This is a genomic window from Micromonospora sp. WMMD975 (genome assembly GCF_029581215.1).
In the GTDB taxonomy this organism is placed as follows: domain Bacteria; phylum Actinomycetota; class Actinomycetes; order Mycobacteriales; family Micromonosporaceae; genus Micromonospora.
The window spans coordinates 2,360,562-2,384,110 of record NZ_CP120739.1 but is presented as its reverse complement, the minus strand read 5'-3'; the positions used below and the strand labels follow the sequence as shown (position 1 = coordinate 2,384,110).

Sequence of the window (23,549 nt, the reverse complement as noted above, 5' to 3'; positions counted from 1 at the left end):
GCGCCGGGCGTGCCGCCGCGCCGCCTCCGGGGCCGACGCGTTCAGGCGGCGGCGAGCGCGTCCAGGGCGGCGACCACCCGCTCGCCGATGCCGTGACCGCTGCCGTGACCCCCCGCCTCGACGATCTCCAGCCGGGCGTCGGGCCACCGCCGGGTCAACTCCCAGGCGATGTCGGGCGGACCGCTGACGTCCAACCGACCCTGCACCAGCACCCCGGGGATCCCGGCGAGACGGGTCGCGTCGCGCAGCAACTGCCCGTCGGGCAGGAACCCGGCGTGGGCGAAGTAGTGGGTGACCAGCCGGGTGAAGCCGAACCGGAACACCGGGTCGGCGTAGCGCAGGCTCGGCGCGTCCCCACCGGCGAGCGACACGTGCACGTCCTCCCACGCGCACCAGTCCCGCGCCGCCCGGTCCCGCACCACCGGATCCGGGTCGTTGACCAGCCGCGCGTACGCGGCGGCCAGGTCACCGTCCCGGTCGGCCACCGGCACCCCGTCGCGGAACCGCGCCCACTGCTCGGGGAACACCCGACCCATGTCCCGGGTCACCCACTCGACCTCCCGGGCGGTGGTGGCGACCACGCTGAACAGCACCAGCGCGGTCACCCGCTGCGGGTGGGCCTGGGCGTACGCCAACGACAGCGTCGACCCCCACGACGCGCCGCACAACAACCACCGGTCCACACCCAGGTGCGCGCGCAGCGCCTCCATGTCCGCCAGCAGGTGCGCCGTGGTGTTCACCGACAGGTCGGTGGCCGGATCCGCCGCCGACGGGGTGCTGCCGCCGCAGCCACGCTGGTCGAACAACACGATCCGGTAGACGGCCGGGTCGAACAACTGCCGCCACGACGCCCCCGCCCCGGAACCGGGCCCGCCATGCACCACGAGCGCCGGCCGGCCGTCGGGGTTGCCGCAGGTTTCCCACCGCACCCGCTGACCGTCCCCGACGTCCAGGAAACCCTCCGCGTACGGCTCGATCGGTGGATACATCGGCGGGCCCTCCCACGACATCGGACCGGCGGGTGGGCGCCACCGGCCGGTAAGTAACGACTAGCCTTCCGGACATGACTATGCGCCCGATCCGGATCATCGGCGACCCCGTCCTGCGCACCCCCAGCGAACCGGTCACCACCTTCGACGCCGAACTGCGCGCCCTCGTGCAGGACCTGATCGACACGACTCTCGGCGCGCCCGGACGCGCCGCCGTCGCCGCACCCCAGATCGGCGTCAACACCCAGGTGTTCGCCTGGCACGCCGACGGCCACACCGGCCACCTCGTCAACCCCACCCTGGAGCTGTCCGACGAACTCCAGGACGACGACGAGGGCTGCCTGTCCATCCCCGGGCTCTACTTCCCGACCCCCCGCGCCATGCACGCCACCGCCCACGGCCACGACCAGCACGGCGAACCGCTCACCATCACCGGCAGCGGCTTCCTCGCCCGCATCCTGCAACACGAAACCGACCACCTGCACGGCCGGCTCTACGTCGACACCCTGCGCGGCGACACCCGCCGCCGCGCCCTGCGGGACATCCGCGCCGGCCGGTTCGACTCACCCAGCCGCAGCCGATAACCCCGACCGGGCCGTCAACGTGAACTCCTCATAGTCGGCGACCCGGGTGAACCCCACCCGCTCGTACAACCGCACCGCCGCCGCGTTACCCGCGCTCACGTTCAACACCACGTGCGCGACGCTCTCCCGCAGCCGCGCACACGCCGCCGCCACCACCGCCGCGCCCAACCCCCGACCCCGCCACCGCGGATCCGTCGCCACGTTGCCCACCGCCGCCACCCCGTACACCGGCGACCACACGTGCACCCCCGCCACCGCGACCAGCTCACCGCCGTCGCGCACCCCCACGTACTGGCCGGTCTCCACCATCCGCGCGTCGAACCAGTTGCCCGGATACGCCCGCCCGTACAACCGGCGCAACGCCGGCAGGTCCGCCGCGCCCAACACCTCACCCGCCGACGCCACCCCCGCCAACCGGCCCGGATCCGTCAACGCCATCCGAAGATGCCGCCCACCCGACTCACACCGGAACGACCCGGACAGGGCCCCCACCAGCCCGGGGGACAGGTGCGCGTACGACCGGGCCGGCAACACCGGCGCCACCTCCGCCAACAACGCCGCCATCCCCGCGCGCCCCGCCGGCGCCGCGAACGCCAACACCGTCGGCGGCGTCACCCCGTGATACAGCAACACCACCTGCTCACCCCGACGAAACCACGACGTGTACGGCCAGAAGAAGTCGTCCAGATCACCCAACTGGTAGGCGTGCAACACCGGATCCCCACCCAACAGACCCGCCAGCACCACCCGGTCGTGCTCCGCGCGCACCGCCACCTCAACCCGCCACCCACTGGTCATGACCCACCTTCGCCACCAACGCCACGACCACCACCAACAGCACCACGCGCACGAACCCCGACCCGCGGCGCACCGCCATCCGCGCCCCCACCACCGCCCCGGCGACGTTGCACACCGCCATCGCCGCCCCGAGCAGCCACCACACGTGCCCGGTCACCCCGAACACCACCAACGCGCCCAGGTTCGTCCCCGCGTTGACCACCTTCGCCATCGCCGAACCGTGCAGGAAATCCGCGCCCACCACCGCCGTGAACCCCACCACCAGAAACGTCCCCGTACCCGGACCGATCAACCCGTCGTACAACGCCACCGCCACCCCGGCCACCCCGACCGCCACCGCCACCCGCGCCGGCGTCCGCCGCGCCGGCTGCGCCACCACACCCAGCCGCGGGCGCAGCACCACGAACACCGCCACCGACACCAACACCACCAACACCACCGGCCGGTACGCCCCCGCCGGCACCACACCCGCCAACGCCGCACCCAACCCCGCCGACAGCACCGCCAACCCCGCCGCCGGACCCGCCACCACCCAGTCCACCGTCGTCCGCCGGGCATACGTCACCGCCGCCGTCGACGTCCCGAAGATCGCCGCCAACTTGTTCGTCCCCAACGCCGTCGCCACCGGCACCCCCGGCGCCGCCACCAACAACGCCGGCAACAACAACAGCCCGCCGCCACCCACCACCGCGTCCACCCACCCCGCCACGGCAGCCGCAGCCAGCAACGTCGTCAACGCCCACGGATCCACGCCGCGATTCTGCCCACCCCGCCACCAGCGGCGAGAACCCCTGTGGCCAGCCTCACCGACCCCGACGCCGCCGCAACCACACCCCCACCGACGCCACCGCCACAAACACCACCACCGAACAGCACAACAGCTTCAGCACCCGGCCAGCCTGCCACCCCCGACGTAGGGTGTGCAGGTGCGCCTGGCCACCTTCAACCTGCTGCACGGCCGATCCCTCACCGACGGGCTCGTCGACCCCGACCGGCTCACCGCCGCCGTCACCGCCCTCGACGCCGACATCCTCGCCCTCCAGGAAGTCGACCGCGACCAGACCCGCAGCGGCAACCACGACCTCACCGCCATCGCCGCCCGCGCCCTGCACGCCGACCACCACCGCTTCGCCGCCGCCGTCGTCGGCACCCCCGGCGAACAGTTCCGCCCCCTCACCCACGACGACGACGGACACGGCGAACCCCTCTACGGCGTCGGCCTCATCAGCCGCCACCCCGTCCGCACCTGGCACGTCACCCGCCTACCACCGGCACCCGTACGCTCACCCATCTACGCGCCCGGACCCGGCGGCGGACTCCTCCTGCTCCGCGACGAACCCCGCGTCGTCCTCGCCGCCGTCCTCGACACCCCCCACGGCCGGATCACCGTCGCCGCCACCCACCTGTCCTTCGTCCCCGGCTGGAACATCTGGCAACTACGCCGCGTCGTACGCGCCCTGCGCGCCCTGCCCGCACCCCGGATCCTGCTCGGCGACCTCAACCTCCCCGCCGGCCCCGCCGCCACCCTCACCCGCTGGCGACCCCTCGCCCGACGCCCCACCTACCCGGCCGGGCAACCCCGCGTCCAACTCGACCACGCCCTCGCCGACCGGCACCACCTCGACCGGCTCCCACCCGTCACCGCCGTCGGCACCCCACTGTCCACCATCTCCGACCACCGACCCCTCGTGGTCGACCTCGGCTGAAACCGTTCACCCCACCCCGGACTGCCGCCGCGCCGCCTCCACCGCGTTACGGAACAACATCGCCACCGTCGTCGGACCCACCCCACCGACCCGCGGCGTGATCGCCCCCGCCACCCGCGCGCACGACTCGTCCACGTCCGGCAGCAACCGCCGCCCCTCATACCGCACCCCACCACCGACCACCACCGCACCCGGCCGCACATGCTCCGGCCGCACGATCCCCGGCACCCCCGCCGCCGCCACCAGAATCTCCGCCCGGCGCGTATACCGCGGCCAGTCCGCCACCCCCGTGTGCACCACCGTCACCGCCGCGTTCGCCGTCGGCCGCTTCTGCGCCAACAACAACGCCAACGGCCGACCCAACGTCGCGCCCCGACCCAGGATCACCACCTCCCGGCCCGCCACCGGCACCTGATGGAACGCCAACAACGCCTCGATCCCCGCTGGCGTACACGGCAACGGACCCGGCAACCCCAACGCCAACCGGCCCATGTTCACCGGATGCATCCCGTCCACGTCCTTGTCCGGATCCACCTCGGCAAGAGCCCGGTCGTAGTCCAGACCCACCGGAATCGGATGCTGCACCAACACCCCGTGCACATCGGAGTCGGCGTTGAAATCCGCCACCACCGCGTGCAGATCCGCCTGCGACGCCGCCGCCGGCAGATGCACGTGCGGCGACGCGAACCCCAACTCCGCCGCCTGACGCTGCTTGATCCGGATGTAACCCGCGCTCGCGTCGTCGTCACCCACCAACACCGTCGCCAACGCCGGCGTCACCCCGGCCGCGCGCAACCGCGCCACCGACGCGGCAACATCGGTCAACACCCGCTCCGCCACCGGCCCACCCGGCAACAGCCGCGCCGTCGCACCCTGACCCGCCGAACCCTGGACCGCCGAACCCGAAGAAGAAGGCACGCGACACCTCGCCCGCGGAGGCCCAGGCGGTCGACCCCCACGACGAGCTCCCCGATGGTTTCCACCCATCCCCGTGCCGCCAGTCGCGTCACCCCCAGCCTGCCACAGCCCGCCGCGCCACCGCATCCATCACCGACTGCCACGCCGGCAACGACGCCAACACCGCGTCCGCCCGCCGCCGCCGATCCGCCGCCGACGCCACCCCCAGATCCGCCAACACCGCCTCCAACCCCGGCCGCGCCACCCCCTCCCGCTCCGGCGCCACCGCCGACACCACCGACAGGCACCGCGCGTACGTCACCACCACCCAGAACATCGCCTCCCGGTGCCGCCCCGCCGCCACCAACTCCGCGCCACCGTCGAACACCACCGCCCGCCCCGCCGCGCCCAGATCGGCCCCGAACGCGAACCCGTCCCGCGGCAGCCGCGCCACCTCGTCGAACACCACCGCCAACCCGGCCAGATGCGCCCGCACCCGCCCCGCGTCCACCCCGCCGCCGTCGAGCGTCGCCAACAACTCCGGATACCGCCCACCGAACCCGTGACCCGCCAACACCTCCGACGCCCGCACATACCGCCGCCGCACCGTCGGATCCGCCAACCCCGCCACCAACGGCCACACCGCCAGCACCGACGTCGGGAACACCCACGCCAACACCTGATCGGCCAACGGCGCCCCGGCGTCCAGCACCCGCAGCCCGCCCTCGATCCGCCGCCGCACGCCCGCGCACCGCCGTCGCACCCACACCGGATCCGCGAACCCGGCCGCCACCCGCCGCCGCACCGCCGCCAACCGCCCCGACGGATCCGCGATCACCGAATCGGTACGGAACATCGGCGCGAACACCCACGACCCCAACACGTCCTCCGGGCCACCCACCTCCGCCCACGTCACGGTGCTGATTTCCAACAACACCCCACGATGGACGAACTTGCCCACCTTCACACCGGGGGAGTCCCGCACCAGCAACACGTCCACGTCCGACCACGGCGGCACCACCGCGTCATCCGGCAGACCCACCGTCGACCCGCTGAACAACGCCCCCTCGACCGACGAGTCAACCCGCATCCGCTCCCGCACCCACCCGACCGCCACCGCCCGCGCCGCACCCACCCGCATCCGGCCGATCCTGCCAGCCCCCACACCACCCGGGCCGACACGCCGGAGCCGCACGCGCCACCGACCGGGTCACCGCACGAGCGCCACCAGGTCACCAGGCCGCCCCGCGACCAGATCAGCCGCCACACCCGGGTCGTACAGGTGCCCCCAGGCCGCCGCGACCGACAACGCACCCGCCGCGCGGGCCGCCCCCAGATCCAGCGGCGAGTCACCCACATAGGCCACCCGCGCCGGCTCGACACCCAGACGCCGGCACGCCAGCAGGACACCCTCCGGATCCGGCTTCGGCCGAGCCACCTGGTCGCCCCCGACGATCACCCGCACGTGCGCGGCCAGGCCGGTCCGATCCAGCAGGATCCGCGCCGCCCGCGCGCTGGCGCCGGTGAACACCCCCACCGGCAACCGCCGCCCGACCTCCGCCAACAGATCCGCCACCCCGTCGTACACCGTGACCCGGTCCGCCGCCCTCGCCAACTCGTCGTGGTAGCGGTCGAGATCCACCCGGGTGGCGGGACGACGGAGCAACGCGGCGAGCAGGTGCTCCGGAGCACCCAGCGGATAACCGGCGATGACCTCCTCGTCGCTGGGCGGGCGACCACCGCCGGCGACAACCGCCGCCCGGTACGCCGCCGGCACCGCCGCGTGCGACTCGATCAGGGTGCCGTCCATGTCGAAGACCAACCCGGCCAGCGGGATCCGCGCGTGAACCACGGTGTCGAGGCTAGGCGACCGGACTACGAGCCGGACAACCCCCACAGCGTCCGGTTCGTGCGGTTCGCTGCGCCCCGCGGCACCCGGTCACCGACTCAGGCCGCCTCGCCCCCGTCCTGCCGCGCCCCGACGAGGCGCTCGAACCCGTCGAGCAACGCCTGCAGACCCAGGGCGAACAGCGCGTCGAGATCGAAGTCGTAGCCGCCGACGAGTCCGTCCATCATCTGGGCGAGGTTCGGATACCGTCCGGAGTAGGCCAACGCGTGCATGTCCGCAGCCTGCGCGTCACCCCACTGCTCATCCGACAAGCCGGTCTCCGCTCGCGCACGGGCCTCACGCTCCAGGTGAACGGCGAGGCCCTGACCGTGGCTGAACAACAGAATCTGCAGGTCAAGAACACGATCCGCGGACAGGCCCAGATCGGCCAACGCGCCGATGATCCACTCGCCATGACGCAACAGGTTGGGTAGTGGCAGGGGCCTGGCCAGTGGACCCAGGTGAGCGAGCCACGGATGGCGGCGGTGCAGACCCCACAGCAGGCGAGCGCCGAACTCCAGCCTGGCGCGCCAACCGTCAGGCGGCACCGCCGGATACTCACCCTCCCCGTACGCCACGTCCGCCATCAGCAGCACCAGTTCGTCCTTACCCGCGACGTGCCGATACAGCGACATGGTGGCCACCCCCAACCGCGCGGCGACGGCCCGCATCGACACGGCCTCAAGCCCCTGGGCATCCGCTATCGCCATGGCGGCGCGTACGACGCGGTCGCGGCTCAACTCGACCTCCGGCATCGCGGCCGTTCCCGTCGACGCCGGCCGCGCTCGCGGCGCCGTGCGCGATCCTGCACGGGCAGCCGGCGGCGCCACGATCGAACCCACCCGCGGTTGAGCGCGGACCAGACCAGCCTGACGCAACTCGTTCAACGCCTTCGCCGCAGTGCCCGGCGCGACTCCCCACCCGGCGGCAAGCGCCCGAATCGAAGGAAGTCGATCACCGGGCCGCAGCTCCCGCGCGGCGATGCGTCGGCGTAGCTCCGCGGCGATATGCAGGTACGGCGGCTCAACGGTCACTGGAGCACCCTCTGTGCTGATACACGAGCGCTCCTGCGCTAATGCAGCATCGCCCGCATCCCTTTTAAATTCAACTATGTACATCGTACGTTGATGACGCGTACAGCGTACGAAGCACAAGGAGGACCCCGTGAAGACCGTGCTGATCTCCGGCGCCGGCGTCGCCGGACCGGCCCTGGCGTACTGGCTGCGCCACCACGACATCACCCCGACAGTGGTAGAGCAGGCGCCCGCGCCACGAGCCGGTGGCCACGCGGTGGACGTGCGTGGGGTGGCGCTCCAGGTGATCAACCGAATGGGACTGACCGAACCACTACGCCGCGCCCGCACCCAGATGCGCGGAATGTCGATGCTCGACGCCCACGGCACCGAGATCATGCGCTCAACCGAGATGGCACTCAGCAGCGGCCGACTCGACAGCGACGACATCGAGGTGCTCCGGGAAGACCTCACCGACATGCTCATCAAGGCGACCCGACCACACACCCGCTACCTGTTCGGTGACTCCGTGACCGCACTCGAACAACACCGGGACGGCATCCGAGTGACTTTCGACCACGCCCCGCCCGAAACATTCGACCTGGTCGTCGGCGCGGACGGTCTGCACTCCACGGTGCGGCGGCTCGCCTTCGGGCCGGAGCAGCCCCACGTGCGCCACCTCCACGCATACGTCGGCGTGTTCACCGCCCCCAACTTCCTCGACCTGGACCGCTGGCAGGTCTGGCTCCGCGCGCCGGACGTCGGCTACGGCATCTACTCGGCACGTGACAACACCGAGATCCGAGTCAACCTCGGCTTCGAGTCGGGTCCGCTCGACTACGACCGCCACGACGTCAACGCCCAACGCGCACTGATCGAGGAAAGACTCGCCGGCGTCGGCTGGGAAACCCCACGACTACTCGCCGCCATGTGGCAGGCCCCTGACTTCTACTTCGACGCCATGGCCCAGATCCACATGGACCGCTGGTCCACCGGCAGGGTCACGCTGCTCGGCGACGCCGGCTACTGCCCCTCGCCCCTGTCGGGACAAGGCACCAGCCTGGCGCTGGTGGGCGCGTACGTGCTCGCCGACTCCCTGGCCGACGCCACCGACGACCACCGCGCCGCGCTCGATCGCTACGAACAACGGATGCGCCGGTTCGTAACGCTCAACCAGGCACTCGCCACGGAGAATCCCGGCGGTCCGCCCTCCGAGGAGTCCACCGAACTGGCCAAGTCGGCCATCGACCTCGACGCGCGGACCCGATGACGAGCCCACACCTCAGAAGCCCGGCAACCCGAAAAACACCCGATTCGTGCGGTTCGCTGCCGCCGCCGCCCGCTGCTGACCCGCCGTCACCTCGATGTACGTCTGCGACGACGCCAACGACGCGTGTCCCAGCAACCGCATGATCTCCGCCGCGCCCGCCCCGTCCTCCGCCAACCGCGTCGCGAACGTGTGCCGCAACGCGTGCAACCGCGCCCCCCGGGGCACCCGGTCACCGATGCCCGCCCGCCGGTAACACGACTCCACCAGATACTGCAGACCGCCCCGACGCAACGGCTCACCCGCCCGGTCCACCAGCAACGGCCCGTCCGGCCGCACGCTGCGCCCACCGAAACGCACCCGCCGGCTCTCCAGGTAACCGGCCAGCACCCGGTCCACGCCCACCTCGATCGGCACCGTCCGCGGCCGCCCGCCCTTGCCCGCCACGTCGACGCGTCGCTCGCCGCCGCGCCCGACCACCGACGACACACGCAGCGCCAGCAGCTCCGACAGCCGCAACCCGGCGCACAGCGCCAGCGCCAGCACCGCCAGGTCCCGCTCCGGCCACGGGTCACGCTGCCGGCCGTCCGCGCGCGCCACCGCCGCCAGCAGCTCCTCCGGGGTGTCCTCGCCGCGCAGCGGCTTGGGCCGGGGGAGCGGCGTGCGCGGGCGCCCCACCGCCGGCATCGGATTGCCGGGCACGACCCCCTCGGCCACCAGGAACGTGAAGAAGCTGTTCCAGGTGGACCAGGCGCGGTGGACGGAGGCGGCGGCGCGGGGAGCGGCGAAGCGGGCGAACGCCGCGCGCATCACCCGGGCGGAGAGGGCGCCGACGGGCAGCCGGCCGAGGGGGAGGGGAGTGCGGTCGTCACCGTCCGCCGCGACCAGCGCCACCACCGCGTTCAGGTCCCGCCGGTACGCCGCCAAAGTGTGCGGGGAGGGCTTGCGGGTGGCCCGAGCGGTCAGGAACTCCTCGATCAGCGCCCCTACCGTTTCGTCCGGTTTGTCATGCATAAGGGATATTATGCATGAATTTCGCGTTCCCGCCAGGCCGGCGCTCCGGGGGAGAGCGGCCGAAAAACGCTAGCCGCACACCGCGGACCGGGCCCCATGGGTGGAGATCGGCGAAACGCTCGTCCGCACCCTTGTCGCCGCGCAGTTCCCGCACTGGGCGCACCTGCCGGTCGACGCCGTGGCCCCGGCAGGGGTGGGACAACCGGACGTTTCGCCTCGACGACGACGTGCGATCTGGTGCCGGCGTGGACGTGGTGCGTCGGCGTGGCGCGCGCGGTGTTCCGCGACCCGGTCGACGCGTGGCGGCAGGCGCTCGTGACACTCGCACGGGGACTGTACGAGGAGCGGGCGCGGGGGTTGGCCGATCCGGTGGCGGGAGTGAGGTTCGGGGAGGCCCCCATCCGGTTTACTTGACATAATGTAGATTATCGAACCGGTGCGGAACGGTGGAAGGTGCCGGACACCACCGTCCCGCGTCCGCCGCCGGGGTCAGGCCCCGACGTAGGCGGCGAGGTGCTCGCCGGTGAGCGTGGACCGGGCCGCCACGAGGTCGGCCGGGGTGCCCTCGAAGACGATCCGGCCGCCGTCGTGCCCCGCGCCCGGGCCGAGGTCGATGATCCAGTCGGCGTGCGCCATGACCGCCTGGTGGTGCTCGATGACGATGACGGACTTGCCGGCGTCGACCAGCCGGTCGAGCAGGCTGAGCAGGTGGGCGACGTCGGCCAGGTGCAGGCCGGTGGTGGGCTCGTCGAGGACGTGGACACCGCCCTTGTCCCCCATCCGGGTGGCGAGCTTGAGTCGCTGCCGCTCCCCTCCGGAGAGCGTGGTGAGGGGTTGACCGAGCGTGAGGTAGCCGAGGCCGACGTCGGCGAGCCGGTCGAGGACGGTGTGGGCGGCCGGGGTGCGGGCGTCGCCGGCGCCGAAGAACTTCTCCGCCTCGTTCACCGACATGGCGAGGACCTCGCTGATGTCGCGGCCGCCGAGGTGGTAGTCGAGCACGGCGGCTTGGAAGCGTTTGCCCTCGCAGTCCTCGCAGGTGCTGGCGACACCGGCCATCATGGCCAGGTCGGTGTAGATGACGCCGGCGCCGTTGCAGGTGGGGCAGGCGCCCTCGGAGTTGGCGCTGAACAGGGCGGGTTTGACGCCGTTGGCTTTGGCGAAGGCTTTGCGGATGGGGTCGAGCAGGCCGGTGTAGGTGGCGGGGTTGCTGCGTCGGGAGCCACGGATGGGGGTCTGGTCGACGCTTACCACGTCGTCGCGGCCGGCCAGGGAGCCGTGGATGAGGGAGCTCTTGCCGGAGCCGGCGACGCCGGTGACGACGACGAGGACGCCGAGGGGGATGTCGACGTCGACGTCGCGCAGGTTGTGGGTGCGGGCGCCGCGGATGGGCAGGGTGCCGGTGGGTGTGCGCGGGGTGTCCTTGAGGGTGGCGCGGTCGTCGAGGTGGCGGCCGGTGGTGGTGTCGCTGGCGCGCAGGCCGGCGACGGTGCCCTCGTAGCAGATGGCGCCGCCGTCGGCGCCGGCGCCGGGGCCGAGGTCGACGACGTGGTCGGCGATGGCGATGGTTTCCGGTTTGTGTTCGACGACCAGGACCGTGTTGCCCTTGTCGCGCAGGCGCAGCAGGAGGTTGTTCATCCGGGCGATGTCGTGCGGGTGCAGCCCGATGGTGGGTTCGTCGAAGACGTAGGTGACGTCGGTCAGGGACGAGCCGAGGTGGCGGATCATCTTGGTGCGTTGGGCCTCGCCGCCGGAGAGGGTGCCGGCGGGGCGGTCGAGGCTGAGGTAGCCGAGGCCGATCTCGACGAAGGAGTCGAGGGTGTCCCCCAGCGCGGTGAGCAGCGGGGCGACGGAGGGTTCGGTCAGGTCGCGTACCCAGGTGGCGAGGTCGCTGATCTGCATGGCGCAGGCGTCGGCGATGCTGATGCCGTTGATCTTCGAGGAGCGGGCTTCGGGGCTCAGGCGGGTGCCGTCGCAGTCGGGGCAGGTGGTGAACGTGACGGCGCGTTCGACGAAGGCGCGGATGTGGGGTTGCATGGCGTCGACGTCCTTGCTGAGCATCGACTTCTGCATGGCGGGGATCAGGCCGGTGTAGGTGACGTTGATGCCCTCGACCTTGATCTTGGTGGGTTCCTTGTGCAGGAGGTCGTGCAGTTCCCGTTTCGTGTAGTCGCGGATGGGCTTGTCGGGGTCGAACATGCCGCTGCCGCGGAAGATGCGGCCGTACCAGCCGTCCATGCTGTAGCCGGGGATGGTGATGGCGCCGTCGTTGATGCTGCGGTCGGCGTCGTAGAGGACGGTGAGGTCGATGTCGTTGACGGCGCCGCGGCCCTCGCAGCGGGGGCACATGCCGCCGAGGCGGGTGAAGGTGGCCTTCTTGGCCTGGGTTCTGCCGGCGCCGCGTTCGACGGTGATGGCGCCGGTGGCGCGGACGGACGGGACGTTGAACGAGTAGGCGTTGGGTGGGCCGATGTGGGGTTGGCCGAGGCGGCTGAACAGGATCCGGAGCATGGCGTTGGCGTCGGTGGCGGTGCCGACGGTGGAGCGGGGGTCGGCGCCCATGCGTTCCTGGTCGACGATGATCGCTGTGGTGAGGCCGTCGAGGAGGTCGACGTCGGGTCGGGACAGGGTGGGCATGAAGCCCTGGACGAACGCGCTGTAGGTCTCGTTGATGAGTCGTTGGGACTCGGCGGCGATGGTGCCGAAGACCAGGGAGCTCTTGCCGGAGCCGGAGACGCCGGTGAACACGGTGAGGCGGCGTTTGGGTAGTTCGACGTCGACGTCGCGCAGGTTGTTCTCGCGGGCGCCGTGGACGCGGATCATGTCGTGGCTGTCGGCGTGGGCCGTGGTCATGGGGTCTCCGTCCGGTGGTGGCTTCAGCGTCGCTGGTTGATGCGGATGAGGTTGCCGGTGGGGTCGCGGAAGGCGCAGTCGCGGACGCCGTAGGGCTGTTCGGTGGGTTCCTGGACGACGTCGGCGCCGGCGGCCTGGAGGCGGTCGAACAGGGCGTCGAGGTCGTCGGTGGCGAGGGTGAGCGCGCCGTAGCTGCCCTTGGCGATGAGTTCGTGGATGGTGCGGCGTTCGTCGTCGGTGATGCCGGGGTCGACGGCCGGTGGGTGCAGGACGATGCCGGTTTCGGGTTGTTCGGGTGGGCCGACGGTGAGCCAGCGCATGGTGTCGCCGTGGCCGACGTCGTTGCGGAGGTCGAAGCCGAGGGTGTCGCGGTAGAAGGCGATGGCGGCGTCGGCGTCGGTGTGCGGGAGGAAGGCGTAGTGGATCGTGATGGTCATGGTGGTCACGCTAGTGGGGGCGGTCGGTCCGGGCTTCTCGATTCCTGATCGGTCGGGTGGCCTGTTTGGTGAGGCACGCCGGTGGTTCGGCGGTGGCGGGTGCGTGGCGGGCGCGGTAGGCGCTGGGTGGTTCGCCGACGAGTTCGGTGAAGCGGGTGCTGAAGGTGCCCAGGGACTGGCAGCCGACGGCGAAGCAGACCTCGGTGACGGTGAGGTCGCCGCGGCGCAGCAGGGCCATGGCGCGTTCGATGCGGCGGGTCATGAGGTACGCGTACGGGGATTCGCCGTAGGTCTGGCGGAACTGGCGGCTGAGGTGGCCGGCGGACATGTGTTCGCCGCGGGCGAGGGCTTCGACGTCGAGGGGTTGCGCGTACTCGCGGTCGATGCGGTCGCGGACGCGGCGCAGCCGGGTGAGGTCGCGCAGGCGTTGGGCGAACGCCGGGTCGTGGTCCTGCACGGGGACATCTTCCCAGGTGGGGTGCGACTGGCGCGGAGGGCCGGGGTGGGGTCAGCGCAGCCGGCGGGCGGTGAACCGGGTGGGCGGGTCGGCGATGGCGTCCTGGGCGGCGACGAGTTGGAGTTCGCGGGTGCCGGCGGCGAGGGTCGCCTCGAGCACCGCGAAGATCGAGTTGGTGGTGTGTTCCAGCGCGGTCGCGGGTGAGCCGGTGGTGGCGAGGTGGGCCAGGTAGAGGGCGGCGGTCACGTCGCCGCCGCCGTTGGGGTTGATCGGCAGCAGCGGGGTGGTGACGGCCCAGGCGCCGTCGGCGCAGACGGCGACGACCTCCAGGTGGCCGGCGGGCAGGTCGCCGTGCAGGACGCTGGTGACCAGGACGTGTTCGGGGCCGGTGGCGCGGACGGTGTCGACGGCGGTGAGCAGGTCGTCGAGGGTGTCGGTGCGGCGGCCGGCGAGGAATTCCAGCTCGAACTGGTTGGGGGTGACGATGTCGGCGCGCGGGACGACGGTGTCGCGCAGGTATTCGGGGATGCCGGGGCGGACGAACATGCCGCGGCCGACGTCGCCCATGACCGGGTCGCAGCAGTAGAGCGCGGCCGGGTTGGCGGCCTTGACCTGGGCGACGGTGTCGAGGATCACCGCGCCGACGGCGGGGTCGCCCTGGTAGCCGGAGAGCACGGCGTCGGCGGTGCCGAGCACGCCGCGGTCGGCGATGCCGGCGATGACCTCGGCGACGTCGGTGGGGGCGAGCAGGGGGCCGCGCCAGGCGCCGTAGCCGGTGTGGTTGGAGAAGTGCACGGTCAGGACCGGCCAGACCTCGTGGCGCAGGCGTTGCAGGGGGAACACGGCGGCGGAGTTGCCGACGTGGCCGTAGGCGACGGACGACTGGATGGACAGGATCTTCACCGGCCCATCGTCGCATCCCGGCCGATGGTCACGCTCGGTGGTCGTCCGGTGGCGGGCGGGGGTAGCGTCGGCCGCTCGGCTCAGGGTTTCGACCGTCGGGCGCGGGGTGGGTTTGGGCTGCGCATGCGGTGGGGGCATGAAGCGAGGGGTTCTCGCCATCTGGACGGAGGGAGCAAGGATGCTTTCCGCTTTTGATCGTCGGCGCACCATTGCGCCGGCCGGGTACAGCCGGTGGCTGATCCCGCCGGCGGCGCTGGCGATCCATCTCTGCATCGGGCAGGTCTACGCGACGAGCGTGTACAAGAATTCCCTGATCGCGCACTTCGACACCGGGCAGACGGCGATCGGGGTGATCTTCAGCATCGCGATCGTGATGTTGGGTCTGTCGGCGGCGGTGGCCGGGACGTGGGTGGAGGCGAACGGGCCGCGTAAGGCGATGTTCGTCTCGGCGTGTTTCTGGGCGGCCGGGTTCCTGGTCGGCGCGCTGGGCATCGCGACCTCGCAGCTGTGGCTGCTGTATCTGGGGTACGGCGTGCTGGGCGGTATCGGCCTGGGAATCGGGTACATCTCCCCCGTCTCCACGTTGATCAAGTGGTTCCCGGACCGGCCGGGCCTGGCGACCGGCTTGGCGATCATGGGGTTCGGTGGTGGGGCGATGGTGGCCTCTCCCCTGTCCCGGCAGTTGCTGTCGTTGTTCGACTCGGGCTACGACCCGTCCGTCAGCGGGTCGACGGCGTCCGGTTCGGCGCTGGTGTGGTTGTTCGTCACGCTCGGTGTCGGCTACTTCGCGATCATGATGTTCGGCGTCTTCAACGTGCGGGTGCCGGCGGCGGACTGGCGTCCGGCCGGGTTCGACCCGTCGACGGTGGCGAAGAAGCCGATGGTGACCACCGCGAACGTGTCGGCGGCCAACGCGGTGAAGACCCGGTCGTTCTGGCTGCTGTGGGTGGTGCTGTTCTGCAACGTGACCGCGGGCATCGGCATCCTGGAGCAGGCCAGCCCGATGATCCAGGACTTCTTCCGCGACGGTGGCACCTCCTCGGTGTCGGTGGCGGCGGCCGGCGGGTTCGTGGGGCTGCTGTCGTTGTTCAACATGGCGGGCCGGTTCGTCTGGTCGTCGACGTCGGATGTGATCGGCCGGAAGCCGATCTACGTGGTGTACCTGGGTGTGGGCTTGGCGCTGTACCTGGCGCTGGCGCTGGTCGGGCAGACGGCGACGGCATTGTTCGTGCTGTTGGCCTGCGTGATCCTGTCGTTCTACGGCGGTGGGTTCGCGACCGCGCCGGCGTACCTGCGGGACCTGTTCGGCACGTTCGAGGTGGGCGCGATCCACGGTCGGCTGCTGACCGCGTGGTCGGCGGCGGGCGTGGCCGGGCCGCTGATCGTCAACGCGTTCCTCGACGCGCAGGGCGAGCCGGGTTCGTTGACCGCGTCGGCGTACCGGCCGGCGTTGTTCACGATGGTCGGGGTGCTGGCGGTAGGGCTGGTGGCGAACCTGCTGATCCGGCCGGTGCCGCAGCGGTTCCACGAGCCGGCGTCGGGCCGGGACGAGATGGCGCCTGGGCAGCCGGTGGCGGCGGAGAGGAGCGGATCGTGAACGGGCGGACCGGTGGCGGGCAGCAGGTCCGCCTGGTGGTGTCGTGGCTGTTGGTGGCCGTGTTGCTGGGTTACGGCGTGATCCAGACGCTGATGACGGCGGCGAAGCTGTTCACCGGGTGACGGTGGGCGGGCAGCGGCGGTCCGGGGTCTCCCCCGGGCCGCCGCGTCGTTGCTACAGACCGCCGGCGACCCGCAGGACCGCGCCTGTCGTGTAGGTGGCGTCGGGGCCGAGCAGGTGGGCGATCGCGCCGGCCACCTCGTCGGGCTCACCGGCGCGGCCCAGCGGGATGCGGCCGGCGGCGGTGTCCGGGCGGTCCGGTGCGCCGGAGCGGGCGTGGATGTCGGTGCGGATGATGCCGGGGGCGACCGCGTTGACCCGGATGCCGCGCGGCGCGAGTTCCTTGGCCAGGCCGACGGTGAGGGTGTCGGTGGCGGCCTTCACGGCGGCGTAGTGGATGTACTCGCCGGGGCTGCCGAGGGTGGCCGCGGCGGAGGAGACGTTGACGATCGCGCCGCCGCCTGTCATCCGGCTGGCGGCCTGCTGGGCGCAGAGGATGTAGCCGACGAGGTTGACGTCGACGACCTCGCGCAGGTCGTCGGCGCGCAGGTCGGTGAAGGGGCCGATCGGGCTGGTGACGCCGGCGTTGTTGACCAGGCCGGTGAGCGGGCCGAGTTGGTCGGCGGCGGCGAACAGCCGGCGTACCTGGTCGGGGTCGCGGGTGTCGGCGGCGACGGTGACGGCGCGGCGCCCGGTGGCGCGCACGTCGGCGGCGACCGTCGCGGCGGTGTCGTGGTCGGCGCGGTAGCCGATGATCAGGTCGTGTCCGTCGGCGGCGAGTCGGCGCGCGGTGGCCGCGCCGATGCCGCGCCCACCCCCGGTGATGATGGTGACGGAGGTCAATGCGTTCTCCTCTGCCCTGGTGGTGGGGGCGACGTTACCGTGGGCGGGACCACCGGGGACGGAGAGGACGGTCACATGGGGCGGGCGTTGGTGCTGGGCGGCGGCGGGGTGACCGGGGTCGCCTGGGAGCTGGGGTTGCTGGCCGGGCTGGCTGAGCGGGGGGTGCCGCTGGACGAGGCGGACCTGGTGGTGGGCACGTCGGCCGGTTCGGTGGTCGGTGCGCAGGTCTGTTCCGGGGTGCCGCTGTCCGAGTGGTACGCGGCGCAGCTGCGTCCGCCGCGCGACGAGGTGCCGGCCCGGCTCGGTCTGGGGGTGCTGGCCCGGTGGGCGTGGGCCGGGGCGCGGGGTCGGGACGCGGCGCGGGCCCGGGCGCGGGTGGGCGCGTTGGCGTTGGCGGCGCGTACCCCGTCGGAGGAGTCCCGGCGGGCGGTGATCGCGGCGCGGCTGCCGGCGCGGGAGTGGCCGGCGCGGCGGCTGCTGGTCACCGCCGTCGACGCGGCCTCGGGTGGGTTCGTGGTCTTCGACGCCGACAGCGGGGTGTCGCTCGTCGACGCGGTCGGGGCGAGTTGCGCGGTGCCCGGGGTGTGGCCGCCGGTGACTGTCGACGGCCGGCGTTACGTCGACGGCGGGGTGCGGTCGCCGGTGAACGCGGACCTGGCCGCCGGGGCTGCTCAGGTGGTGGTGTTGGCGCCGACGAGCGCCGCGGTCGGGCCGATGCCGCGGCTGGCGGCGCAGGTGTCGGCGTTGCGGTCGGCGGGGGCGCGGGTGGCGGTGGTGGCGCCGGACCGGGCGGCGCGCGCGGCGATCGGTCGTAACGTGCTGGACCCGACGCGGCGGGCGGCGTCGGCGCGGGCCGGGTTCGCGCAGGCCGCGACCGTGGCCGATGAGGTGGCGGCGGTCTGGGCGTGATCGCCTAGGCTCACCGGGTCGGCGGCGAGGCGTGGGAGGTACGCGGTGGGTGTCAGTGTCGGTGACCTGGTCGAGGACTTCACGCTGCCGGATCAGACGGGCACGCCGCGGCGGCTGTCGGAGTTCCTGGCCGCCGGGCCGGCGGTGGTGTTCTTCTACCCGGCGGCGATGACCCGGGGCTGCACGGCGGAGAGCTGTCACTTCCGGGACCTGGCTGCGGAGTTCGCGGCGTTGGGCGCGTCCCGGGTCGGGATCAGCCGGGATCCGGTGGATCGGCAGGCGGAGTTCGCCGCCCGGCACGGGTTCGACTATCCGCTGCTGTCCGACGTCGACGGGGCGGTGGCGGCGGCGTTCGGGGTGCGGCGGCGGTTGCCGTTGGGTGCGTTGAGCACCCGGCGGATGACGTTCGTGATCGGCGCGGACCGGCGGGTGCTGGCCGTGGTGCACAGCGAGATGAGCATGAACGAGCACGCCGACGCGGCATTGCGCGCGCTCGGGGGCTGATCTTCGTGTTGTCGCAGCCGGCTGGTATCAAGGTGCGTCACACAGGTGTACGGAAGAGGGCGTGATGGCGGTCCAGGGTTTGTCCACTGACGAGGTACAGCAGATCCGCGAGTCGTTGGCGGCGGGCCGCAAGCCACGGGTGGTGTTCACCGAGGCGGCCGGTCAGATGGCCGGGCAGCTCGGGCAGGTGGTGGAGTTGACCGACCCGGCGGTGTCGGAGGAGTTCGTGGTGGTGCGGTTCGGCCGCGACGAGTTGCCCTTCTCCCCCGCCGACGTGGCGGTCGCGCCCAAGGGCGCCGGGCGGCGGCCCGCCGCCGTCGAGGCGAAACCGGAGCCGGAGCAGCCGCCCGCGGCGGCGGAGCCGGAGTTCGTGCTGGACACGCCGCGGGTGCCGGCGCCGCGCCAGGAACAGAAGGCGCAGGAGCAGCAGCCGGCGGAGCCGAAGCCGGCGAAGCGGGCGGTCAAGGCCGTGAAGCCGAAGACCCCGCCCGGGTTGACGGTGACGTTGGCGTACGGCGAGGGCGAGTGGACGGTCGCCGCGCAGCAGGGCGCGAAGGCGCTGGCCCGGCCGTACGTGGTGAAGCCGGCCGAGGCGTTGCGGATGGTGGCGCTGGTGGACGTGCCGGGGGTGCAGGAGGCGGTGGAGCAGATCCTGGCCGCCGAGCGGGCCGAGGCGGAGCAGCAGGCGGAGAAGTTACGCGCCGAGTTGGCCGAGATCGAGGCGCGGCTGGCGGAGCTGCGCGAGGCCCGCTGAGCGGACGGCCGGTCAGGAGCGGGGGGCGCCCGCCGGGTCCGGCTGGCCGTCGCCGGCCGGCGCGGGCTCGGCGGGCGCGCCCGGCGCGTCGACCGCCGAGTCGGTGGGCGTGGTCGGCGTCGGCGTGGGCTCCCGGCGGGCGGCGGCGCGGTCGCGCAGCGCCGTCGTGGCCGCCTCGACGGTGGCGGCCACGAGCAGGATCAGCCCGACGCGCAGCAGCACCGCCTCCTGGATGCCGAAGCGGGCATACTCGCCGGCGGTGAACAGTGTGCCGGCCACCGCGCTGGCGGTGCTGGCGGCCACGAGCAGGCCACCGGCGGCGGCGCTCCAGCGGGCCCGCCGGAACCCGCGGGTGAGCGCGCCGACGGCGGCGGCGAGCACGACGATCAGGCCGGTCACCGGGAGTACCCGGTCGGGGTCGGGGAAGAAGACCCGCTCGGGGAAGGTCGGCAGGGCCGCCACCGGGTCGGCGTAGCGGCCGGTGGTGCCGCCGAGCAGCGTGGGCAGCACCTCGCCGGTGGTGGCGGCGGCGTGCCGCGGGTGGGTCAGGGCGTACCGGTAGGCGACGGTGTCCTTCTCCCGTGCGGTCCAGTCGACCAGGTCGGGGCAGCCGCGCCAGGCGGCGATGAACTCGGTCATCTGCCACGGCGTGCCGGCGGCGATCTGTTCGGCCGGGGCGCAGCGGGGCATGCCCAGGTCTCGGCGGTAGGCGCGGGCGACCGGCGGGTCGTTGAGGATCTGGAAGCGCAGGCGGTACAGGAACGTCGCCTCGGACAGGCTCAGCCCGGAGTACCAGGCCCGGTAGCTCTCGTCGGTGGGGTGGACGGTGGCGGTGTTCCAGGCGAGGCCGCCGAGCAGGACGGCCACGGCCACGAGCGCGGCCCGGCGGGGGCGGCGCAGCAGGGCGTAGCCGGTGAGCACGACGAGCAGCAGCAGCACGTACGGCAGTACGTCCTGGCGGGTGAAGGTCCACCAGAGGGTGGTCAGGACCAGCGCGCCCAGCGCCACCCGGGACCGGGTACGTACCCAGATGGCGAGTAGGGCCAGCGCGGCGACGCCGAGGCTGATGGACAGCGACTCGGACAGCACGGCGTGGTCCCAGGGGTAGACCGACCGGGTCAGGGCCAGGCCGACCAGCGCCGCGGCGGCGGCGAGGCGGGCGGGCAGGGTGCGCAGCAGCAGCCAGGTGGCGCCGATCAGCAGCGACCAGGCCAGGGTGCTGATGCCCCATTGGACGGTCGTGCCGGCACGGTCGGAGCCGGCGAGGGCGTAGAGCAGCGGCACGCCCCAGGGCCGGGGTGCGTGGCCGGTGAACGACAGCAGGTCGATGGTGTTGCCGGGCCGGTCGGCGTAGGAGGTGCTGTCGACGGAGGTGTAGACGGTGAAGCGGGTCAGGATGAGCAGCCGGGCGGCCAGGTAGACGGTGAGCAGGACGGCCAGCGGCAGGTGCGCGGGCCGGGGCCGCCACCGGCGCGGCGAGGAGGGTGACGTCGGCGTGTCGACGGCCGCTGACGGCATGCGGTGTCCTCGGGGGGCGGCGGGATCGTGGTCGGCGGGAAGCATAGCCGCCGCCCGCGGGGGTCGGAGCCCCGCGGGCGGCGGTGACGCTCAGTGCTGCGGGATGTTGGCCACGCCGATCCGCCTGCGGAACACCCAGTACGTCCAGCCCTGGTAGGCCAGCACGATCGGGGTGAACACCACCGCCACCCACGTCATGATCTTCAGGGTGTAGGGGGTGGACGCGGCGTTGGTGGCCGTCAGCGTGCCGGCCGGGTTGAGCGTGGACGGCAGCACGTTCGGGAACAGGGCGGCGAACAGCGTCGCCACGGCCAGGGCGATGGCCACCGCGGTGCCGGTGAACGCCCAGCCCTCCCGGCGTACCCTCGCCGCGGCCAGGCCGCCGAGCAGGGCGAGGGCGGCGCCGGCGGCGAGCACGACGGCGGCGGCGCTGGCGCGGATGGTCAGTGACCAGCCGAGGAACGCCACCGCGGCGACGGCGGTGCCGGCGCCGAGCTTGACGGCGAGGGCGCCGGCGCGGTGGCGGATGTCGCCGGTGGTCTTGAGCGCGAGGAACACCGCGCCGTGGGTTCCGAACAGGCCGAGGGTGGTCAGGCCGCCGAGCAGCGCGTACGGGTGCAGCAGGTCGAGCAGGCCGCCGGCGTACTCGTGGTCGGCGGCAAGGGGTACGCCGCGGAAGATGTTGGCGAACGCGACGCCCCACAGCACTGCCGGCACCGCCGAGCCCCAGAAGATGGCCCGGTCCCAGCGGCGTTTCCAGGCCGCCTCGGGGCGCTTGTGCCGGTATTCGAAGGCGACGCCGCGGGCGATCAGGGCGAGGAGGATGAGCAGCAGCGGCAGGTAGAAGCCGGAGAACAGGGTGGCGTACCACTCGGGGAAGGCGGCGAACATGGCGCCGCCAGCGGTGATCAGCCAGACCTCGTTGCCGTCCCAGACCGGGCCGATGGTGTTGATCAGGACGCGGCGTTGCCGGTCGTCGCGGCCGAGCACGGGCAGCAGCATCCCGACGCCGAAGTCGAAGCCTTCGAGGATGAAGTAGCCGGTGAAGAGCACGGCGACGAGGAGAAACCAGACGGTGGTCAGTTCCACGGTGGGCTCCGGGTCAGTAGGCGAACGCGAGCGGGCGCTGCGCGTCGTCGGTGTCGTCGTCGGTGGGTTGGTCGGTGACGTCGGGTACGCCGGCGCGGGCGTAGCGGACGAGCAGCTTGAACTCGATCACCGCGAGGGTGGCGTAGATGAGGGTGAAGGCGGTGAAGGAGGTGAGCACCTCGGTCAGGGAGACGCTGCGGGACACGCCGTTGCGGGTGAGCATCTCGCCGAAGACGATCCAGGGTTGGCGGCCCATCTCGGTGAAGATCCAGCCGAAGGAGTTGGCGAGCAGCGGCAGCACCGGCATGACCAGGCCGGCGCGCAGCAGCCACCGGTTGGTCGGGGTGCGGCCCCGGCGTTGGCTCCAGAGGACCAGCAGGGCGATCGCGGCGGCGGCCAGGCCGAAGCCGATCATGAAGCGGAAGCTCCAGTAGGTGACCGGGATGATCGGGGCGTAGGTGCCGGGGCCGTACTGGCTGGCGTACTGGGCCTGGAGGTCGTTGATGCCCTGCACGGTGCCGTGCGGGTCGCCGGTGCCGAGGAACGACAGCAGGTACGGGATCTTGACGGCGAGGATCTCGCGGCTGCCGTCGAGGCTGCCGACGGTGAGCACGGAGAACGAGGCGGGGCTCTCGGTGGTGTAGAGGCCCTCGGCGGCGGCCATCTTCATCGGCTGCACCTCGGTCATGATTTTGCCTTGGATGTCGCCGGTGAGCACCACGAGCGCCGAGGAGACCAGCACCACCCAGGAGCCGAACTTCGTGGCGAAGCGGTAGGCGCCGGTGTCGGCGCTGTCGCGGTTGCGCATCACGTGCCACAGTCCGACGGTGACCACGAGGGACCCGGCGACCAGGAACGACCCGGCGAGGGTGTGCGGGAAGGTGATCAGGGCGACCTTGTTGGTGAGCACGGCGGGGAAGTCGGTGAGTTCGGCGCGTCCGCTGTCGGGGTTGATCCGGAAGCCGACCGGGTTCTGCATGAACGAGTTCGCGGCGAGGATGAAGTAGGCCGACAGGTTGGTGCCGATCGCGGCGGCCCAGATCGCGGCGAGGTGCAGTCGCTTGGGCAGCCGGTCCCAGCCGAAGATCCACAGGCCGATGAACGTGGACTCCAGGAAGAACGCGACGAGCGCCTCGATGGCCAGGGGCGCGCCGAAGATGTCGCCGACGAAGCGGGAGTAGTCGCTCCAGTTCATGCCGAACTGGAACTCCTGCACGATGCCGGTGACCACGCCCATCGCGAAGTTGATCAGGAACAGTTTGCCGTAGAACCTGGTGAGCTTGAGGTAGCGCTCGTTGCCGGTGCGGTGCCACATCGTCTGGAGGATGGCGACGAGCACGGACAGGCCGATGGTCAGCGGCACGAACAGGAAGTGGTAGACGGTGGTGACACCGAACTGCCAGCGGGCGACGTCCAACGCGTCCACCTGAAACCCCCAGCCTTCTTACTACGAGACGTAGTAAATACTACTC

Annotated in this window: 24 protein-coding genes; 8 read left to right on the top strand and 16 right to left on the bottom strand. The window is 72.2% G+C overall.

Translation table 11 applies throughout. The features are described 5' to 3' along the window. Nucleotides 1-41: 41 nt before the first annotated feature. Nucleotides 42-989: a prolyl aminopeptidase gene (gene pip, locus O7613_RS10195; RefSeq protein WP_281589322.1), complete on the bottom strand. Its 948-nt coding sequence runs from the start codon at nucleotides 987-989 to the stop codon at nucleotides 42-44. Between the two features lie 74 nt (nucleotides 990-1,063). Here pip and O7613_RS10190 point away from each other — a divergent pair, with 74 nt between their 5' ends. Continuing rightward, a complete protein-coding gene (locus tag O7613_RS10190) occupies nucleotides 1,064-1,573 on the top strand; it encodes a peptide deformylase (RefSeq protein WP_281589323.1) in 510 nt (169 codons plus the stop codon). Here O7613_RS10190 and O7613_RS10185 read toward each other — a convergent pair. Both O7613_RS10185 and O7613_RS10180 read right to left on the bottom strand, forming a co-directional pair. After that, nucleotides 1,553-2,371: a GNAT family N-acetyltransferase gene (locus O7613_RS10185; RefSeq protein WP_281589324.1), complete on the bottom strand. Its 819-nt coding sequence runs from the start codon at nucleotides 2,369-2,371 to the stop codon at nucleotides 1,553-1,555. The two genes, O7613_RS10190 and O7613_RS10185, sit on opposite strands and share 21 nt — an antisense overlap. After that, nucleotides 2,349-3,122 (bottom strand): TSUP family transporter, encoded by a 774-nt coding sequence (locus tag O7613_RS10180; protein ID WP_282293479.1) that lies wholly within the window; start codon nucleotides 3,120-3,122, stop codon nucleotides 2,349-2,351. Before O7613_RS10180 ends, O7613_RS10185 begins: the two co-directional genes overlap by 23 nt. 175 nt (nucleotides 3,123-3,297) lie before the next feature. On the opposite strand from O7613_RS10180, the gene O7613_RS10175 reads away from it, so the two are divergent. Continuing rightward, nucleotides 3,298-4,077, top strand: coding sequence for an endonuclease/exonuclease/phosphatase family protein (locus O7613_RS10175; RefSeq protein WP_281589325.1), 780 nt, complete (start codon nucleotides 3,298-3,300; stop codon nucleotides 4,075-4,077). Nucleotides 4,078-4,083: 6 nt separating this feature from the next. Here O7613_RS10175 and O7613_RS10170 read toward each other — a convergent pair whose 3' ends face one another. The 4 genes from O7613_RS10170 to O7613_RS10155 all read right to left on the bottom strand — a co-directional run bounded on the left by O7613_RS10170 (nucleotide 4,084) and on the right by O7613_RS10155 (nucleotide 7,896). After that, on the bottom strand, nucleotides 4,084-4,995 hold the full coding sequence (locus O7613_RS10170; protein WP_282293478.1) for a tetrahydrofolate dehydrogenase/cyclohydrolase catalytic domain-containing protein: 912 nt from the start codon (nucleotides 4,993-4,995) through the stop codon (nucleotides 4,084-4,086). Between the two features lie 88 nt (nucleotides 4,996-5,083). Then, nucleotides 5,084-6,115 (bottom strand): hypothetical protein, encoded by a 1,032-nt coding sequence (locus O7613_RS10165; protein WP_282293476.1) that lies wholly within the window; start codon nucleotides 6,113-6,115, stop codon nucleotides 5,084-5,086. 69 nt (nucleotides 6,116-6,184) lie between these two features. Then, the gene (locus O7613_RS10160; RefSeq protein WP_281589331.1) at nucleotides 6,185-6,826 is read right to left on the bottom strand and encodes an HAD-IA family hydrolase; all 642 of its coding nucleotides are present in this window, start codon (nucleotides 6,824-6,826) and stop codon (nucleotides 6,185-6,187) included. Between the two features lie 95 nt (nucleotides 6,827-6,921). Continuing rightward, on the bottom strand, nucleotides 6,922-7,896 hold the full coding sequence (locus tag O7613_RS10155) for a GntR family transcriptional regulator (RefSeq protein ID WP_282293473.1): 975 nt from the start codon (nucleotides 7,894-7,896) through the stop codon (nucleotides 6,922-6,924). 130 nt (nucleotides 7,897-8,026) lie between these two features. Between O7613_RS10155 and O7613_RS10150 the strand changes: the two genes are divergently transcribed. Continuing rightward, a complete protein-coding gene (locus O7613_RS10150; protein ID WP_282293472.1) occupies nucleotides 8,027-9,145 on the top strand; it encodes an FAD-dependent monooxygenase in 1,119 nt (372 codons plus the stop codon). Nucleotides 9,146-9,157: 12 nt separating this feature from the next. Here the strand turns inward: O7613_RS10150 and O7613_RS10145 are convergent, their stop codons facing one another. From O7613_RS10145 to pdxY, 5 genes are all read right to left on the bottom strand, one after another. Further along, nucleotides 9,158-10,156, bottom strand: a complete 999-nt coding sequence (locus O7613_RS10145) for a tyrosine-type recombinase/integrase (protein ID WP_282293470.1) — start codon at nucleotides 10,154-10,156, stop codon at nucleotides 9,158-9,160. Between the two features lie 489 nt (nucleotides 10,157-10,645). Next, nucleotides 10,646-13,006, bottom strand: coding sequence for an excinuclease ABC subunit UvrA (locus O7613_RS10140; protein WP_282293468.1), 2,361 nt, complete (start codon nucleotides 13,004-13,006; stop codon nucleotides 10,646-10,648). A gap of 23 nt (nucleotides 13,007-13,029) precedes the next feature. Further along, entirely contained in the window at nucleotides 13,030-13,443 is a 414-nt protein-coding gene (locus O7613_RS10135) for a VOC family protein (RefSeq protein ID WP_281589343.1), read from the bottom strand. Nucleotides 13,444-13,453: 10 nt separating this feature from the next. Next, nucleotides 13,454-13,900, bottom strand: coding sequence for a helix-turn-helix transcriptional regulator (locus O7613_RS10130; protein WP_281589344.1), 447 nt, complete (start codon nucleotides 13,898-13,900; stop codon nucleotides 13,454-13,456). A gap of 51 nt (nucleotides 13,901-13,951) precedes the next feature. Further along, nucleotides 13,952-14,803, bottom strand: a complete 852-nt coding sequence (gene pdxY / locus O7613_RS10125) for a pyridoxal kinase PdxY (RefSeq protein ID WP_281589346.1) — start codon at nucleotides 14,801-14,803, stop codon at nucleotides 13,952-13,954. Nucleotides 14,804-14,981: 178 nt separating this feature from the next. On the opposite strand from pdxY, the gene O7613_RS10120 reads away from it, so the two are divergent. Both O7613_RS10120 and O7613_RS10115 read left to right on the top strand, forming a co-directional pair. Beyond that, entirely contained in the window at nucleotides 14,982-16,400 is a 1,419-nt protein-coding gene (locus O7613_RS10120) for an OFA family MFS transporter (RefSeq protein ID WP_281589348.1), read from the top strand. Beyond that, entirely contained in the window at nucleotides 16,397-16,522 is a 126-nt protein-coding gene (locus O7613_RS10115) for a hypothetical protein (RefSeq protein ID WP_281589350.1), read from the top strand. The genes O7613_RS10120 and O7613_RS10115 overlap by 4 nt, the downstream gene beginning before the upstream one ends. 52 nt (nucleotides 16,523-16,574) lie before the next feature. On the opposite strand, the gene O7613_RS10110 is transcribed toward O7613_RS10115, so the two are convergent. Beyond that, the gene (locus O7613_RS10110; RefSeq protein ID WP_282293465.1) at nucleotides 16,575-17,303 is read right to left on the bottom strand and encodes an SDR family oxidoreductase; all 729 of its coding nucleotides are present in this window, start codon (nucleotides 17,301-17,303) and stop codon (nucleotides 16,575-16,577) included. Nucleotides 17,304-17,378: 75 nt separating this feature from the next. Between O7613_RS10110 and O7613_RS10105 the strand changes: the two genes are divergently transcribed. The 3 genes from O7613_RS10105 to O7613_RS10095 all read left to right on the top strand — a co-directional run bounded on the left by O7613_RS10105 (nucleotide 17,379) and on the right by O7613_RS10095 (nucleotide 19,470). Beyond that, a complete protein-coding gene (locus O7613_RS10105; RefSeq protein ID WP_281589354.1) occupies nucleotides 17,379-18,212 on the top strand; it encodes a patatin-like phospholipase family protein in 834 nt (277 codons plus the stop codon). A 45-nt stretch (nucleotides 18,213-18,257) separates the two neighbouring features. Next, nucleotides 18,258-18,716, top strand: coding sequence for a peroxiredoxin (locus O7613_RS10100; RefSeq protein WP_281589356.1), 459 nt, complete (start codon nucleotides 18,258-18,260; stop codon nucleotides 18,714-18,716). A 64-nt stretch (nucleotides 18,717-18,780) separates the two neighbouring features. Beyond that, entirely contained in the window at nucleotides 18,781-19,470 is a 690-nt protein-coding gene (locus O7613_RS10095) for a hypothetical protein (protein ID WP_281589358.1), read from the top strand. Nucleotides 19,471-19,482: 12 nt separating this feature from the next. Here O7613_RS10095 and O7613_RS10090 read toward each other — a convergent pair whose 3' ends face one another. From O7613_RS10090 to O7613_RS10080, 3 genes are all read right to left on the bottom strand, one after another. After that, complete coding sequence (locus O7613_RS10090; RefSeq protein WP_282293464.1) at nucleotides 19,483-20,988, bottom strand: hypothetical protein; 1,506 nt, start codon at nucleotides 20,986-20,988, stop codon at nucleotides 19,483-19,485. Nucleotides 20,989-21,078: 90 nt separating this feature from the next. Continuing rightward, nucleotides 21,079-22,077, bottom strand: a complete 999-nt coding sequence (cydB, locus tag O7613_RS10085) for a cytochrome d ubiquinol oxidase subunit II (protein ID WP_282293463.1) — start codon at nucleotides 22,075-22,077, stop codon at nucleotides 21,079-21,081. 13 nt (nucleotides 22,078-22,090) lie between these two features. Then, nucleotides 22,091-23,503, bottom strand: coding sequence for a cytochrome ubiquinol oxidase subunit I (locus tag O7613_RS10080; protein ID WP_282293461.1), 1,413 nt, complete (start codon nucleotides 23,501-23,503; stop codon nucleotides 22,091-22,093). Between the last annotated feature and the right edge of the window lie 46 nt (nucleotides 23,504-23,549).